Origin of the sequence: Citrobacter sp. wls706 (assembly GCF_005281305.1) — a bacterium.
Classification (GTDB): Bacteria; Pseudomonadota; Gammaproteobacteria; order Enterobacterales; family Enterobacteriaceae; genus Citrobacter; species Citrobacter werkmanii.
Genome location: NZ_SZXG01000040.1, coordinates 188,368 through 204,371, shown reverse-complemented (window position 1 = coordinate 204,371; position 16,004 = coordinate 188,368). Strand labels below are relative to the sequence as shown.

Genomic DNA, 16,004 nt, shown 5'->3' with positions numbered 1-16,004 from the left:
TTCTCTTCCCTTGTTGACTCAAACATATCGTGCAAAATTAATCAGGTATTTTGCAAATTACATCCAAATAACCCGCAGCGTAGCGGGACACTTTCCGAACATCACTTCCGGGAGTTATTTATGACTTCGGCTCCGATTACGACATCTGATTTGGCACAGCGTGCACAAGACGACAAATTATCCCTGCGTGAAAAAATAGGTTATGGGTTAGGTGATGCAGGTGGGACGGTCATTACCTGCCTGATCATGAACTTCCTGACGTTCTTCTACACGGATGTCTTCGGGTTAACACCCGCGCTGGTCGGCACATTGTTTATTGCCCTGCGCGTGTTTGATGCGATTTCCGACCCCATTATGGGCGTTCTCGCCGATCGGACGCAAAGCCGCTGGGGACGCTTTCGCCCCTGGCAGCTGTGGGTCGCGGTTCCGATTGGCATTATCGGCGTGCTGACCTTTACCGTCCCAGACGCCAGCATGGGCGTAAAAATCGCCTGGGCATTCTGCACCTATCTGTTGCTCTCCGTCGGCTATACCGCCATCAACGTACCATACTGTGCGCTGATTAACACCATGACCACCCGCCACAATGAGGTGATCGCCTGCCAGTCCTGGCGCTTTGTGTTGTGCGGCGTGGCGGGATTCCTTGTCTCCGTCGGCCTGCCGTGGATGGTGGATGTGCTGGGCCAGGGCAATGCCGCGCAGGGTTACCAGTTCGGTGTCGGCGTGCTCTGCGCCGTTGCAGTGGTCATGTTCCTGTGCTGCTTCTTCTGGGTGCGTGAGCGCGTTCCGCTGGCGATGATGGGGAAATTTACCCTGCGCGAACATATTAGCGGTCTGCGCAAAAATGACCAGTTGCTGCTGATGCTGGTGATGTCGTTCCTGCTGATCAACGTCTTTAATATTCGCGGCGGCGGGTACATGTATTTCATTACCTATGTGCTGGAAGGCAGCACCGCTTACACGTCGCTGTTTTTCACCATGGTAACCTTTGCCTCTATCATCGGTTCAGTGCTCGTCAGCCCGCTGACCCGACGCATTGATACCGTCAAACTCTATTACTACACCAACCTGATGTTGGCCGCGCTGGCGGTGCTGATGTGGTTCCTGCCAACCGGCCCGGCTTATCAGACATTGTGGCTGGCGATTATCCTCGGTAACGGCATTATCCTGGGCTTCACGCTACCGCTGCACTTCTCGCTGATGGCCTTCGCCGATGATTACGGCGAGTGGAAAACCGGCGTGCGCTCTTCCGGCATGAATTTCGCCTTCAACCTGTTCTTCATCAAACTGGCCTGGGCCTCCAGTGCGGGGATCATCAGCCTGTTGTTTATTTTTGTCGCCTATCAGCCCGGCGCCGGTAATCAAACCGCCAGTTCGCTGCAAGGGATTACTGCCATGGAGACGCTGCTGCCCGCACTGTTCCACCTGCTGCTGGCGCTGTCTGTCCGCATCTGCAAACTCAATAACCCGATGATGTCGCGCATTGCTACCGATCTGCGTCAACGTCATGTACAGCCTTAAGGAGCACGAAATGAATGTACTGGAAGTCGACCTGCATAAGCTCACGGTCAGCGATCCGTTCCTCGGACAATATCAGCAGTTGGTGCGTGACGTGGTGATCCCCTACCAGTGGGATGCGCTCAATGACCGCATTACAGAAGCGGAGCCAAGCCATGCGATCGAGAATTTCCGCATCGCCGCAGGCCTTCAGCAAGGCGAGTTTTACGGGATGGTTTTTCAGGACAGCGACGTGGCGAAATGGCTGGAAGCCGTCGCCTGGTCGCTGTGCCAGAAGCCCGATGCGGAGCTTGAGAAAACTGCCGATGAAGTTATTGAACTGGTCGCCGCCGCCCAGTGTGATGATGGCTACCTCAATACGTATTTTACGGTCAAAGCCCCAGATGAACGCTGGACTAATCTCGCTGAGTGCCATGAGTTGTACTGTGCGGGTCATTTGATTGAAGCGGGCGTTGCTTTCTACCAGGCGACGGGAAAACGTCGTCTGTTAGAGGTGGTGTGCCGCCTGGCAGATCATATCGACAGCGTTTTTGGGCTGGGAAAGAATCAACTGCGCGGCTACCCCGGACACCCGGAAATCGAGCTGGCATTAATGCGTTTGTACGAAGTCACTCAGCAACCACGCTATATGGCGCTGGTAAATTACTTTGTTGAGCAACGCGGTGCGCAACCTCATTTTTATGACGAAGAGTACGAAAAACGCGGCCAAACGTCTTACTGGCACACCTACGGTCCGGCGTGGATGGTGAAGGATAAGCCCTATAGCCAGGCACACCAGCCTGTTTCAGAGCAGCAAGAGGCTATCGGTCATGCCGTACGTTTTGTTTATCTGATGACCGGCGTGGCGCATCTGGCACGCCTAAGTCAGGACGAAAGCAAGCGTCAGGATTGTTTGCGTCTGTGGAACAATATGGCCCAGCGTCAGTTGTATATTACCGGCGGGATCGGTTCGCAAAGCAGCGGCGAAGCGTTTAGCAGCGATTACGATCTACCCAACGATTCCGTCTATGCCGAAAGCTGCGCCTCAATCGGGCTGATGATGTTCGCCCGCCGGATGCTGGAAATGGAAGCCGACAGCCAGTATGCCGACGTGATGGAGCGCGCCCTGTATAACACCGTACTTGGCGGCATGGCGCTGGACGGGAAGCACTTCTTCTACGTTAACCCGCTGGAGGTGCATCCTAAATCTTTAAAATTCAATCATATTTACGACCATGTGAAGCCCGTTCGCCAGCGCTGGTTTGGCTGCGCCTGCTGCCCGCCCAATATCGCCCGCGTACTCACTTCTATTGGCCATTACATCTATACGCCACGTCAGGACGCACTGTATATCAACATGTATGTGGGCAATAGCATGGAAGTTCCTGTGGCAGACGGCGTGCTTAAACTGCGCATTAACGGAAATTACCCGTGGCATGAGCAGGTAACAATCGCCATTGAATCACCGCTGCCGGTCGATCATACCCTGGCGTTACGCCTGCCGGACTGGTGTACCGCGCCGCAGATTTTGCTGAATGGTCAACCGGTTGCACAAGATGTACGTAAAGGCTATTTGCACATCAGCCGAACCTGGCGGGAGGGGGATACGCTAAGCCTGACCCTGCCGATGCCCGTGCGTCGCGTATACGGAAACCCACTGGTGCGCCATGTTGCCGGTAAGGTCGCCATTCAGCGTGGGCCGCTGGTGTATTGCCTGGAGCAGGCCGACAACGGCGAAGAGTTGCATAACCTGTGGCTGCCAAAAGAGAGTGAGTTCAGGGTCTTTGAGGGTAAGGGACTGTTCAGCCATAAGATGTTAATTCAGGCGGAAGGCGTGAAGCAAAGTACCCACAATGCGGCACAACAAGCGTTGTGGCACTACGATATTTCACCAGCTTCGCGTCAGGCGCATACGCTGACGTTCATTCCGTGGTTTAGCTGGGCAAACCGTGGTGAAGGCGAAATGCGAATCTGGATAAACGAGCAGTAACGATGACGACGGATGGCGGCAGTTAGCCCCATCCGTCAAAGCATCATGAAAAGATTGCCCTCCTCCCTGAGGACAAACGGGTGAGAATCAGAAACGCCAGGTCAGACCGGACATCAAGGTAAAGCTGTCATCGCGATCAACCATCGGGCTATTTTTAATGTCATCCGGCAGCACGCTATAGTTGGCGCTGGCCAGCAGCGTCAGGTTGCTGGTCAACGCGTATTTAGCGGACAGGCCAACATACGGTGTCCAGCTGTCCCCTGGGGAGTAGCTTGATAACCCACTACGGCGGGATTCATTGCCAGAGATGCCGTAGTAATATTCGTTGAAGTTTTCGTCATAGTAGAGCACGCCAATCGCCGGCGTCAGCGTCAGCTTGCCCATTGGCATTTGGCGGAACATAGACATTTCCGCCACCCAGCCATTGCTGTTATCCAGCACATCCGCTGCGGCAGAGACCTTCACACTGCCCCATTTTTCATGGTGATACCATGCGGCACCCGCCATCGCGGTTGCATCACGCTTGTCCAGCTGCTTCATCGCATGATCGTCGTTATCACCGGGATCAAACTCAAGCGGCATGTAAGAAGCAGTAATGCTAAATTCATTACTTTCACTTTTTGAAAGAATATAGCCTAACGTTGTTTGCCTAAAATAAAATGATTCACTTTCATAACTGATAAGCGGTACTGCATGAACATTATCATTATATCCACGATAAGGAGATTCATTATATACAGCGCCACCGCCAATAGAAAACTCTGCGGCAGTTGCACTCGCCATAAAAGAAAAGGCGAACAGCGCCACAATATTGCGTTTAATTAACATGCCAACATTCCATTTTAAAATAAGCCACAAAGCGGGTGCATAATAATGCTTACAATTTCATCGATGCAACTTCCATATTTATATAGTAATATATACAAACATATATATATTGGGTTTGGCGATGAACAAATTACAACTCAAACACCGGGAACTGAAGATTATTTCGGTAATTGCTGCCAGTGAAAACATCAGTCATGCCGCTACGGTTCTCGGCATCGCACAGGCTAATGTCAGCAAGTACCTTGCTGATTTTGAATCAAAAGTTGGGTTAAAGGTCTTTGATCGCACCACCCGACAGTTGACCCTGACGCCCTTTGGTGTAGCGCTGCTACCTTACATCAATGACATGCTGGACAGAAACGATCAGCTAAATAGTTTCATCGCTGATTATAAGCATGAAAAACGTGGCAAGGTAACGGTATATGCACCAACCGGAATTATTGCTTACTTATCGCAACATGTTATTGCAAAAATTCAGGATATCGGTGGTATTACTCTCTCGCTGAAAACCTGCAATCTTGAACGGAAAGCATTTTATGAAGGTGTAGACTTCCCGGATGATTGTGACGTTTTAATTACCTATGCGCATCCTAAAGATGAATCACTGGTCGCCAGCTTTATTACCAAATATGCAGTGATGGCGTTTGCCAGCCCTGAATATATCAAACAGCATCCCATTAACAGCCCTGATGAGCTGGAAAATCATTCCTGTATTTTAATCGATTCCATGATGATTGATGAGGCCAATATCTGGCGCTTCAGCTCCGCGGGCGGCAAGGAAATGCATGATTATCGGGTGACCGGAAACTACGTCTGTGACAATACGCAATCCGCGCTGGCGCTGGCGCGTAATCATCTGGGCATTGTTTTTGCGCCTTATGCGAGTATACAAAAAGATGTTCAGTCCGGATTGTTGGTTCCCTGTTTCTCCGAACAGCACGAATGGTGGCTGGATTTGGTGGCGATTTTCCGCAAGCGTGAATATCAGCCCTGGCGTGTACAGTTTATTCTCGACGCAATGTTAGCGGAGATACGTCAGCAGCTTACTCAGACGCTACAGCTGTCTGAGTAAGCAAAATAGCCTGCACCTAGTGGTCGAGATACAGGTAATGCACCCAACTGGTCATCCGCAACAAGACTTTGCGCATGATTGACACATGTTCGAAGTGGTCAGAGTAAACGGCGACCTGGGCGTAAATCCCATCAGGTAACGCGCTCACGTCCGCATTGTCGTTCAGTTCAATCGTGGCGATCACCCCTTCTGAACCGGGCGTAGAGTTTAATGATTGCAACGCCCCGTTCGACTGGTATGTACCACCCGGTACAGCCGGGCTGATAGCAGCCAGTTTGCCGCTAAATACCTTCCCCGGCAGGGCGTTAAACACCACTTCTGCTTCATCGCCTGGCTCCAGTCGCAGCAGCGAGTTTTGACGGAACTGGGCGATAATTTGCCGTTTCTGTTCCGGGATAAACACCATCACCGGACGCATAGGCAGCGCGGCGGCATAGGTTCCGGGGCGCATCAGCACCTGCGTAACGTAACCATCGCTGGGCGCACGAACCACGGTCTGGTCAAGGTTAAACTCCGCTTCGGCGAGTTGTGCCTTCAGGCTGGCAATTTGCGAATTTTCACCCAGTACCAGGCTGTCTAACTGGCTCTGGATTTGCTGTTGCTCCGCAATAGACGATTTCACCGATGCTTCCTGCGCCAGATAGTTTTGACGAGCCGCATCGATATCGCGTTCAGAAAAAGGGTTGACCTTCGCCTGACTCCCCTGCGCATAGCGCTGGTAATCTTTTGCCAGCTTGTCACGCGTCGCCTTTGCCCGCTGCGTATTAGCTTTCATTTCGTCTAGCTGCGCAACCAGTGCCTGCTCTTTATGCTGAGCGGTGACAATGTCGGCTTTCAGACGATCAACCCGCGCCTGATAACGTCCTGGATTAAGTTTAAACAGAACTTCGCCTTTTTTGATCAGCGTATTCTTCTTATCCGTCACTTCCGTTACAACACCCGTGACCTGCGGCACCACGGGAATAGAAATTACCGCTTTTTGCGCCTTAAAGGTATACGGATGGTTATAATTCATCAGTAATATAAGTCCGCAAACAATGAAAATACCACCCAATGCCGCAGTGGGTACCGTCCATTTATTTACAGGAATTTTAAAAATTTTAAATATCGACCATGCGCATGCCACATAGGTCAGAACAATCAGTAAATCCATCGATATTACTCCGCCGGAGAGGTCTTAACCTCACCCAGTTTCTTTTCCAGATCGGCAACCCGCGCCTGAAGCTGGATCAGGGAAGAATCCGCGCTCTGCATACCCCACCCGCGCTCCGGGCGATAAAGCGTTGCCCAGATCCATAAAAAGGGCCAAATAACATGTAAGGTAAACAAGCTAACCCAGCCCGCAACATGTATAGCGTCGGCATGAGGATGGTTACGTTTCTTTGCAATAAGATAGGGAATATCATGCAGAATAATAATCCCGTAAAAAATGACCAGGAATACAAAAATAAGCACTCCTAATGCAAAATAATCAAGGAACATATTTGCCTCAGGGATTTAAATTAAAGAACTTGGCTGCTATTTATTTAAAAAATAGAGTTGATAATAGTAGTGGAATGACCAGATTGGATGCAATGGGGTTATTTATATAACGATATATGACTTTCTATATACCCGTCGTCTTTCGAACTGCTTCTTTGTTGGCTGCGTACGTTCACCCCAGTCACTTACCGGAGTAAGCTCCTGGGGATTCCCTCTCTTACCGCCTCGAAGCAACACGAAATCCATAGGGTATATTTTTCATACTTTAAGCTGCAGGACATAACTTGATGCCCGGTACGCTAAATGCGACCGGGCAGTAAGTGACGGGATATTAAAACAGCCCCAGCGGTTTATCCGAGTAGCTCACCAACAGGCATTTGGTTTGCTGATAGTGCTCAAGCATCATTTTGTGTGTCTCGCGCCCAATGCCCGACTGCTTATAGCCGCCGAACGCCGCATGTGCCGGATAAGCATGGTAGCAGTTGGTCCAGACACGCCCCGCCTGAATCCCGCGGCCCATCTTGTACGCGAGATTTCCGTTACGGCTCCAGACGCCAGCGCCAAGTCCATATTGGGTGTCATTGGCAATTTCCAGCGCTTCGTCCATAGTTTTAAAGGTCGTAACAGCCAGTACCGGGCCGAAGATCTCCTCCTGGAAAACCCGCATGTTGTTCTTGCCAAACAGAATGGTCGGTTCGAGGTAGTAACCCTCCTTTAACTCACCATCCAGCTGCTTACGCCGTCCACCGGTCAGGACATCCGCCCCTTCTTTCTTACCAATATCGATGTAATTCAGGATGGTTTCCAGTTGACCATGTGAAACCTGCGCCCCCATTTGCGTCACGCTGTCTAACGGGTTGCCGCTACGGATACTCTCCACCCGGCGGATGGCTCTTTCCATAAAGCGTTCGTAAATGGATTCCTGCACCAGCGCGCGGCTCGGACAGGTACACACTTCGCCCTGGTTAAAGGCAAATAGCGCAAAGCCTTCCAGCGCTTTGTCAAAGAACGCATCTTCTTCATCCATCACGTCCGCGAAGAAGATATTGGGCGATTTCCCACCCAGCTCCAGCGTGACGGGAATAATGTTCTGCGTGGCATACTGCATGATCTGCTGGCCGACTTCCGTTGAGCCGGTAAACGCCACTTTTGCGATACGTTTAGACGTCGCCAGATACTCACCGATTTCCCCACCCGCGCCGTTTACCACGTTCACGACACCAGGCGGGAGCAGATCGCCGATGACCTCCATCAGCAGCAGCACAGACAGCGGCGTCAGGCGCGCAGGTTTAAGCACCACGCAGTTACCCGCCGCCAGCGCGGGCGCCATCTTCCAACTGGCCATTAGCAGCGGGAAGTTCCACGGGATAATTTGCCCGACCACGCCAAGAGGCTCATGGAAATGATAAGCCACGGTCTCACTATCAACCTCGCTGATCCCCCCTTCCTGCGCACGAATACAGGAGGCGAAATAGCGGAAATGGTCAATCGCCAGCGGCACGTCTGCCGCGCTGGTTTCACGGATGGGCTTACCGTTATCCCAGGTTTCTGCCGTCGCCAGCAGCTCCAGGTTTTGTTCCATACGATCGGCGATTTTGAACAGAATCGCCGCTCTGTCCTGTACGGATGTTTGCGCCCATTTATCTTTTATTTTGTGCGCGGCATCCAGTGCCAGATCGATATCCTTCTTACCGGAAGAGGCCACTTCGCACAGCAATTGCCCGGTGACCGGCGTCAGGTTTTGGTAATACTCGCCGTCCACCGGCGCGACCCAGTCTCCGCCGATAAAGTTATCGTATCGGGCTTTTAACTTCAGAGGGTAACCATACTCGCCGGGATAAATACGCGTTGAAGGGGGGTTATTGGTCATGACCGTCTCCTTGCTGTAGGGGTACTACAAGGGTAGACGGGGCTGGCGAATAATTCGCCAGCCTTTTACTGCTTTACGACAGGTATCACGAATTACATCGCAGCACGATAAATCGCCATGATTTCTTCATGTGTCGCCTGAATCGGATTAGTGAAACCACAGGCATCTTTCAGGGCATTGGTCGCCAGAACAGCAAAATCTTCTTCCTTCACGTTCAGCTCACGCAACCCGGCCGGAATATTCACTTTCTGCGCCAGTTCACGGATCGCCGCGATACAGGCTTCCGCCCCTTGCTCTGCACTCAGTCCAGCAACGTTAACGCCCATCGCAGTCGCGCAATCACGCAGACGAGCGGCAGCAACTTTGCTGTTGAAAACCTGCACATGCGGCAGCAGCACGGCGTTACATACACCGTGTGGCAGATCGTAGAAGCCACCCAACTGGTGCGCCATGGCGTGCACGTAACCCAAAGAGGCGTTGTTAAATGCCATACCTGCAAGGAATTGCGCATAAGCCATGGCTTCACGCGCCTGAGCATTGCTGCCATCTTCAACGGCAACTGGCAGGTTTTCCGCAATCATGGTGACCGCTTTCAGCGCACACGCATCGGTAATCGGGGTCGCAGCAATAGAAACGTAGGCTTCGATAGCGTGGGTCAACGCATCCATACCGGTGGCCGCCGTCAGAGATTTCGGCATACCGACCATCAGCGAGGAGTCATTGACCGACAGCAGCGGAGTGACGTGCTTGTCGACAATCGCCATTTTAATATGGCGTTCTTCATCGGTAATGATGCAGAAACGGGTCATTTCAGATGCTGTACCCGCCGTGGTGTTAATGGCAATCATCGGCAACTGCGGTTTTGCAGAGCGGTCAACGCCTTCGTAATCACCGATATAGCCACCGTTAGCGGCCACCAGCGCGATGCCTTTCGCACAATCGTGTGGCGAACCACCGCCGAGAGAAATAACGCTATCACAGTCGTTTTCTTTCAGCATTTGCAGGCCAGCAGCAACGTTGCTGGTCGTGGGGTTAGGATGCGTACCATCGTAAATTACGCTGAAAATACCATGTTCCTGTAATGCCTTTTGAATCTCACCAGCCATACCTAATTTGGTCAACATGGCATCCGTGACAATTAGCGTGCGGCGAAAACCATATTCAGCCATGGTTTTCATCGCATCTTTTAATGAATCAGCGCCGATTACATTCACGGAAGGAATAAAAAATGTTGAAGCAGCCATTGTACGATCCTTAATTACTCAAAAGAGTCAGGAAGCATACGTGTGAAATTTCCAACAAAATATGATCGAGGTTGTTATTTTAATAACATTCAGAATAAAAAAGCACATTAGGTTCATAATCTAATGTGCTGATTTCAATCAATATATATATTGTATTAATTCATTTGATTTCTGAATTAATTGTTTCATTATTTTTCAGGAAACAGTAATGCATCGCGTAATAAATGATCATTTCCGCGACGACGCGTAAAACCAATCCGGTCAAAATATTCCAGAATCTGGATAGCTAATTTACGCCCCACATTAAGCCTGTCGCGAAAATCGGCGGCGCAGGTCGATCCTTTCTCCTGATCCAGTTCGCGGATCATGTTGGCGAAGGCCACAATCCGATCGTTACGGTAATAACGATCTTTCACGATCGCAGTAATAATGCCTTGCTGCGCCGCTTGTCGTAATGCCACGCGCATCATTTGCTCATCCGTTCCCGTTTGTTTTGCCAGGTCGCGCACCCACCACGGCTCATCGCCAAAAAGCGGTTCTGCTTTTTGCCAGATAGCCTGCTGTTCATCGCTGAAACCCGCCTTGTGATCCGGCAAATGCAGCCAACCGTGATGGCTATGGATAGCGCCGCTCTCGCGCATCTTTTCAATCAGCAGCAATACCAGCGCTTCATCTTCCATCGGCAACGCCATACGACGCAGGCGTTCGCGCCCTGGCCCTGGCTCATCACGGTGCTGTTCGTGATAGGTCGCCAGCGTATCGAGGACTTTTCGCTGCCAGCGCGCGGCAACGGGCGCATTCAACAGGCTGTACCCCGCCTGAATAAAACCATGTTGCTCAATCAACGGGCGCATCCCATTGCCGTTGAGCTGGCGCGCCCAGGCAAAGTCAGGAATATTCACCGCCCCACGCGTCAGATGCAGCGCCAGGGCGTCGCCGTCGCTGCGTGCATTTTCGAGCGCCGACAGCCACTGCAGATATTCCGGTTTACGCTTTCCGCGGCGCGGTGGGTTGAGCGTGACGACGCGTGCGCCAGCCAGCGTCGTGCGGGCAGAAATATCGCGCAGCACCAGGCGGTCGTTATCGGCGAGCCACAACGGTGTATCAAACACCAGTTCCGCCAGCGTTCCTTCAAGCAGTGAGATGCGCCCGGTGACATGGCTGGCCGCGTGGTGAATATGCAGCGGTTGCCACTGCGTCAGCGGCGCGGCATGTTCTAAAGAGACAATCACGCGGTTAAAAGCCTCTGGCGGGACATCGGAAAGCAGCCAGTCGCCGCGGTTAAGCTCTTCTTTTTGCGCATCACCGGCAATATTCAGCGCAATACGCTGCCCGGCATGAGCATGCTCAGTGGCCTGGTTTTGCGCATGCAGGCTACGTACGCGCATTGGCTTGTTGACGCCCGTCAGCCACAGCGTATCCCCGACATTCACTTCACCGCTGAGCGCCGTCCCGGTCACCACCAGCCCTGCGCCCTTGACCGTAAAAGCACGGTCAATCGCCAGGCGGAAGCTGTGATCGCGGGCATGCTCGCGTGAGGTTAATTGCAATAAATGGTCGCGCAGTTCTTCGATCCCACGGCCTTCACTGGCGGCAGTCACAAACAGAGCCGCATCGGCAAAACCATAGTTTTCCAGCGTGGTGCGTACCTCTTCACGCACCGTATTGATGCGTTCCTCATCCACGCGATCGGCTTTTGTAAGCGCCACGGTGATTTGCGGATTGCCCGTCAGTTGCAGAATTTGCAAATGTTCACGCGTTTGCGCCATCACGCCGTCATCACAGGCGACGACCAGCAGCGCGTGGTCGATACCGCCTACACCCGCCAGCATGTTGGACAAAAACTTTTCGTGTCCGGGAACATCAATAAACCCCAACACCTGCCCATCCGGCTGCGGCCAGTAGGCATAGCCGAGATCGATGGTCATGCCACGCTTTTTTTCCTCCGGCAGACGGTCGGCATTCACGCCCGTAATTGCCTGTAATAACGTTGTTTTTCCGTGGTCAACGTGTCCGGCGGTTGCAATAATCATTTCAGCATCATCTCCATAAACCGGGTCTCGTCTTCAAGGCAGCGCAGATCCAGCCACATGCGGCCATCATAAATTCGCCCAATGATCGGCACGGGCAGCGCACGCCAGCGGGCGGCCAGTGCGTCGAGGCGGCTACCGCGCCCGTCATGCGGGGTAAAGGTCAATGCCGCGCTGGGTAACCTGTCAACGGGTAACGAACCGCTACCAATCTGCGACAGGCAAGGCATCACATTCAAAGCAAACTCGTCGCTGTAACGATCGGCAAGCTGCGCCTGTAATTGCTGGGCCTGCGCGTAAATCGCCTCTTGCGAGCGGGTGAGCTGGCGTAACGTCGGCAACTTCGCCGCCAGCGCTTCCGGGTGCAGATACAGACGCAGCGTTGCTTCCAGCGCCGCCAGCGTCATTTTATCTGCCCGTAACGCACGTTTCAGCGGATGGCTCTGTAGGCGAGCGATCATCTCTTTTTTACCAACGATAATTCCGGCCTGCGGCCCCCCCAGCAGTTTGTCGCCAGAGAAGCTCACCAGACTCACGCCTGCGGCAATCAGTTGCTGCGGCATCGGCTCCTGCGGCAAACCATACTGACTGAGATCGACCAGTGAACCGCTGCCGAGATCCGCCACCACCGGAACATCCAGCTCCCGGCCAATGGCGGCCAGCTCAGCCTCATCCACCGACTTCGTAAAGCCTTCGATGCTGTAATTACTGGTGTGCACCTTCATCAGCAGGCCGGTATTTTCATTCACCGCCTGGCGGTAATCTTTCGCGTGGGTGCGGTTGGTGGTCCCCACTTCGCGTAGCGTACATCCGGCCTGACACATCACATCAGGAATACGAAACGCGCCGCCAATTTCCACCAGCTCACCGCGCGAAACGACCACCTCTTTGCCGTTAGCCGTGGCGGCCAGCATCAGCAGAACCGCTGCCGCATTGTTATTCACGATACAAGCGTCTTCGGCCCCCGTCAGGCGACAGAGTAAATCCGCCAACGCCCGATCCCGATGTCCGCGCCCGGCATCATCCAGGCTGTATTCCAGCGTCACCGGCGTGCGCATCGCCTGCACCACCGCATCGATGGCTTCCTCGGCCTGCGACGCACGACCCAGGTTAGTATGCAGCACCGTTCCGGTCAGATTAATCACTGGACGCAACGCGCTTTGCGATTCACGTTCCAGCCGGGCTCTGGCTTCTTGCGCCCAGTCCTCACACCATGCCGGGAGCGCGTGGGCGTCGCGAATGGCTTCTCTGGCTTCGTCGAGCATGTGACGCAGCAGGTCAACTACCCGGGTATGACCGTTGGATTCACGTAAGGCGGAGAAAGCGCTATCGCGCAATAGACGATCGATAGCAGGAAGCTGGCTGTAGAGTGAACGCATGTCGGTTGTCATGAAAGGGCCTGGCTGTTGGTGGCCCTCTCCACCGCGGAGAGGGCTATCGATATAGGAAGGATTGTATCGTGACTTTGCTCAGGCGGACATAACGTGTATCAAGCCTTTGGCGGTTCCGTACGGGCAAAACTTTCGCGTTGAAAGAGCGTTTCCACCAGTTTGACCAGACGCGGGCGGTCCACACACCAGCCGGGCGCGACCCGACGGAAATTGAGATAGCCGACAGCGCAGGCAATCGCAATGGTGGCCAGGTTAACCGTATCAGTTTTCAGCGTACCGTCCGCCAGATAGCCTTCCAGCACATCCAGACTGCGGGTGATCTTCTCCCGCTGGCGTAACAACTCTGTTTCTGACTGCTGTGCGGCGGGGCGAGCCTGTTCGCGTACCGAGACTAAACCGGCATCCATAATGCCGTCTGCCAGCGCCTCCAACTGCCGTACCTTCAGCGCCGCCAGCGGTTCACGCGGCAACATAGCTGGCGCAATATCCAGCAGCTCTATGTATTCCGCGATGATTGGAGAATCAAACCAATACTCACCCTCATCAGTAACCAGCGCGGGCACTTTTCCTAACGGGTTATAGCGCGCCACGCCGCTATCCGCGTTGTAGGGGAGTTCATTTACAAATTCGAAGGTGATGCCCTTTTCCAGTAACAGAATAGAAATTTTACGCACAAAAGGGCTGGTATAGCTGCCAATGAGTTTCATGCCGGGTCCTTTTTGCCAACAAAAATATCAGTATGGCTCAGGACAGCGCAAATGGCAGGTGATGACGTTCTCAATGATCCAAATAAAGATAATGCATCCAGCTGGTCATGCGCAGCAGCACTTTACGCATCACCGACACGTGGGCGAAATGGTCGGAATAGACCGCCACCTGGGCATAGATACCGTCCGGCAGCGCCTCCACATCGGCATTCGGATCCAGTTCAATGGTTGCCAATACGCCATCGGTCCCCGGCACCACCGTTAAGGACTGTAATGCCCCCTGCGCCTGATAAGAACCTCCCGGCACAACGGGAAGGATACTGGTTAGTTTGCCGCTGAACACCTGGCCTGGCAGCGCGTTGAATACCACTTCGGCTTCATCGCCCGGCTCAAGACGCAGCAGTGAGTTCTGGCGAAATTGCGCCACGATTAGCCGTTTTTGTTCAGGAATAAATACCATAACTGGTCGCAGAGGCAACGCGGCGGCGTAAGTCCCCGGGCGAATAAGCACCTGCGTCACGTAACCGTTGCTGGGCGCACGCACAACGGTCTGCTCAAGATTATATTTGGCTTCGGCAAGCTGGGCGCGCAGGGAGGCGACCTGGGATTGCTCACCATTGACCATACTGTCTAACTGGCTCTGAATCTGGGTCTGTTCCGCTACTGAGCCTTTCACCAGCGCATCCTGAGCCAGATAGTTCTGGCGGGCATTGTCGATATCACTTTCGGAAAACGGGTTAACCTTCGCCTGACTACCCTTCAAATAACGCTGATAATCTTTATACAGGCGGTCACGTTCCGCAGACACGCGAGTGGTATTCGCGACCGCTTCCAACAGTTGCGCTTTCAAATTGTCGATATTGTGGGTCGCGGTGACCAGGTCAGCCTGGAGTCTGTCAACCCGCGCCTGATAACGCACAGGATCGAGTTTAAATAACACTTCGCCTTTTTTAATCAGCTGATTATTTTTATCTGTCACCTCACTAACAATTCCTGTGACCTGTGGGGTGACGGGAATTGAAATAACCGCTTTTTGCGCCGTAAAGGTATATGGATGGTTATAGTTCATTAATAAGATGAGTCCCGCAACAATAAACACCCCACCTAATGCTGCGGTGGCAAGCGTCCACTGGTTTACCGGAATACGGAATATTTTAAAGATGGCCCAGGCGAATGCCACATAAGTCAGGACAATTAACAAATCCATGATTAAATCTCCGGAAAGGTGGAGTTATCGATTCTTTTTTCCCCATCCAGCTTTTTTTCCAACTGGGCGATGCGCGCTGCCAGCACGGCTATCTCAGGGTCAGGTTCCTTTCCGGTCGGCGTGATGTGCGACTGCATTCCCCACCCCTTTTCGGGCTGGTAGAGCGTGGCCCAAATCCACAGGAACGGCCAAATAACATGCAACGTAAAAAGACTTACCCACCCTGCCGTGTGGATAGCATCGGCGTGGGGATGGTTGCGCTTTTTAGCGATGTTATAGGGAATGTCATGGATGGCGATGATTCCGTAAAACAGAACCAGAAAAACGAAGATCAGCACGCCTAACGCGAAATAATTTAGAAACATACCTGCCTCGAATTCACGCTAATTAGAGTTTTTTTATGCCGGCAGCCGTATGCATCCTGGCTGATGCTTTGAACATAACTGCAGTTTGCGGTTTTCGCCATACCATAAAAAAAATATTTTTTCTGGTTTTAAGTTGCTTTATTTGGCAAGAAAAATGTGAGTTCCAGAACCCGTCGCAGATCACATTTGGTTAAACCGAGACAAAAATACTTTGTGAATCACATCACAAAAATCCAACAAACAGCAAATACAAAAACGTGAACAAGTTCACATTTAACCGCCATTTTTAGCGATTTCTTGCGCTGTGATGTTTTTTTGTAC

At 52.5% G+C, this 16,004-nt stretch carries 13 protein-coding genes; 3 read left to right on the top strand and 10 right to left on the bottom strand.

Annotated features, from left to right (window positions below; all coding sequences use genetic code 11):
• Positions 1–120: 120 nt before the first annotated feature.
• Both FDW92_RS21075 and FDW92_RS21070 read left to right on the top strand, forming a co-directional pair.
• Positions 121–1,521, top strand: coding sequence for an MFS transporter (locus FDW92_RS21075; RefSeq protein WP_042311634.1), 1,401 nt, complete (start codon positions 121–123; stop codon positions 1,519–1,521).
• Between the two features lie 10 nt (positions 1,522–1,531).
• Positions 1,532–3,487 (top strand): glycoside hydrolase family 127 protein, encoded by a 1,956-nt coding sequence (locus FDW92_RS21070; RefSeq protein WP_042311633.1) that lies wholly within the window; start codon positions 1,532–1,534, stop codon positions 3,485–3,487.
• Positions 3,488–3,574: 87 nt separating this feature from the next.
• Here FDW92_RS21070 and FDW92_RS21065 read toward each other — a convergent pair whose 3' ends face one another.
• Entirely contained in the window at positions 3,575–4,315 is a 741-nt protein-coding gene (locus FDW92_RS21065; RefSeq protein ID WP_038635252.1) for a MipA/OmpV family protein, read from the bottom strand.
• A gap of 121 nt (positions 4,316–4,436) precedes the next feature.
• Here FDW92_RS21065 and FDW92_RS21060 point away from each other — a divergent pair, with 121 nt between their 5' ends.
• Entirely contained in the window at positions 4,437–5,387 is a 951-nt protein-coding gene (locus FDW92_RS21060) for a LysR family transcriptional regulator (protein ID WP_042311631.1), read from the top strand.
• Between the two features lie 16 nt (positions 5,388–5,403).
• Here the strand turns inward: FDW92_RS21060 and FDW92_RS21055 are convergent, their stop codons facing one another.
• The 9 genes from FDW92_RS21055 to FDW92_RS21015 all read right to left on the bottom strand — a co-directional run bounded on the left by FDW92_RS21055 (position 5,404) and on the right by FDW92_RS21015 (position 15,683).
• On the bottom strand, positions 5,404–6,540 hold the full coding sequence (locus tag FDW92_RS21055) for an HlyD family secretion protein (RefSeq protein WP_042311628.1): 1,137 nt from the start codon (positions 6,538–6,540) through the stop codon (positions 5,404–5,406).
• Positions 6,541–6,545: 5 nt separating this feature from the next.
• Entirely contained in the window at positions 6,546–6,869 is a 324-nt protein-coding gene (locus tag FDW92_RS21050) for a DUF3302 domain-containing protein (RefSeq protein ID WP_042311625.1), read from the bottom strand.
• Between the two features lie 331 nt (positions 6,870–7,200).
• On the bottom strand, positions 7,201–8,739 hold the full coding sequence (gene aldB / locus FDW92_RS21045; protein WP_038635264.1) for an aldehyde dehydrogenase AldB: 1,539 nt from the start codon (positions 8,737–8,739) through the stop codon (positions 7,201–7,203).
• Positions 8,740–8,831: 92 nt separating this feature from the next.
• Positions 8,832–9,983, bottom strand: coding sequence for an L-threonine dehydrogenase (yiaY, locus tag FDW92_RS21040; protein WP_042311623.1), 1,152 nt, complete (start codon positions 9,981–9,983; stop codon positions 8,832–8,834).
• 188 nt (positions 9,984–10,171) lie between these two features.
• Entirely contained in the window at positions 10,172–12,016 is a 1,845-nt protein-coding gene (selB, locus tag FDW92_RS21035; RefSeq protein WP_042311620.1) for a selenocysteine-specific translation elongation factor, read from the bottom strand.
• Positions 12,013–13,404, bottom strand: coding sequence for an L-seryl-tRNA(Sec) selenium transferase (selA, locus tag FDW92_RS21030; RefSeq protein WP_042311619.1), 1,392 nt, complete (start codon positions 13,402–13,404; stop codon positions 12,013–12,015). Before selA ends, selB begins: the two co-directional genes overlap by 4 nt.
• Positions 13,405–13,502: 98 nt before the next feature.
• Positions 13,503–14,111 (bottom strand): glutathione S-transferase, encoded by a 609-nt coding sequence (locus FDW92_RS21025; protein WP_006687581.1) that lies wholly within the window; start codon positions 14,109–14,111, stop codon positions 13,503–13,505.
• A 70-nt stretch (positions 14,112–14,181) separates the two neighbouring features.
• The gene (locus FDW92_RS21020; protein ID WP_042311616.1) at positions 14,182–15,318 is read right to left on the bottom strand and encodes an HlyD family secretion protein; all 1,137 of its coding nucleotides are present in this window, start codon (positions 15,316–15,318) and stop codon (positions 14,182–14,184) included.
• A gap of 2 nt (positions 15,319–15,320) precedes the next feature.
• The gene (locus FDW92_RS21015) at positions 15,321–15,683 is read right to left on the bottom strand and encodes a DUF3302 domain-containing protein (protein ID WP_042311614.1); all 363 of its coding nucleotides are present in this window, start codon (positions 15,681–15,683) and stop codon (positions 15,321–15,323) included.
• Positions 15,684–16,004: the final 321 nt, after the last annotated feature.

Coding starts and splice junctions, on each gene's coding strand:
- FDW92_RS21075 (WP_042311634.1), top strand. CDS start 121: ATGACTTCGGCTCCGATTACGACATCTGATTTGGCACAGCGTGCACAA.
- FDW92_RS21070 (WP_042311633.1), top strand. CDS start 1,532: ATGAATGTACTGGAAGTCGACCTGCATAAGCTCACGGTCAGCGATCCG.
- FDW92_RS21065 (WP_038635252.1), bottom strand. CDS start 4,315: ATGTTAATTAAACGCAATATTGTGGCGCTGTTCGCCTTTTCTTTTATG.
- FDW92_RS21060 (WP_042311631.1), top strand. CDS start 4,437: ATGAACAAATTACAACTCAAACACCGGGAACTGAAGATTATTTCGGTA.
- FDW92_RS21055 (WP_042311628.1), bottom strand. CDS start 6,540: ATGGATTTACTGATTGTTCTGACCTATGTGGCATGCGCATGGTCGATA.
- FDW92_RS21050 (WP_042311625.1), bottom strand. CDS start 6,869: ATGTTCCTTGATTATTTTGCATTAGGAGTGCTTATTTTTGTATTCCTG.
- aldB (WP_038635264.1), bottom strand. CDS start 8,739: ATGACCAATAACCCCCCTTCAACGCGTATTTATCCCGGCGAGTATGGT.
- yiaY (WP_042311623.1), bottom strand. CDS start 9,983: ATGGCTGCTTCAACATTTTTTATTCCTTCCGTGAATGTAATCGGCGCT.
- selB (WP_042311620.1), bottom strand. CDS start 12,016: ATGATTATTGCAACCGCCGGACACGTTGACCACGGAAAAACAACGTTA.
- selA (WP_042311619.1), bottom strand. CDS start 13,404: ATGACAACCGACATGCGTTCACTCTACAGCCAGCTTCCTGCTATCGAT.
- FDW92_RS21025 (WP_006687581.1), bottom strand. CDS start 14,111: ATGAAACTCATTGGCAGCTATACCAGCCCTTTTGTGCGTAAAATTTCT.
- FDW92_RS21020 (WP_042311616.1), bottom strand. CDS start 15,318: ATGGATTTGTTAATTGTCCTGACTTATGTGGCATTCGCCTGGGCCATC.
- FDW92_RS21015 (WP_042311614.1), bottom strand. CDS start 15,683: ATGTTTCTAAATTATTTCGCGTTAGGCGTGCTGATCTTCGTTTTTCTG.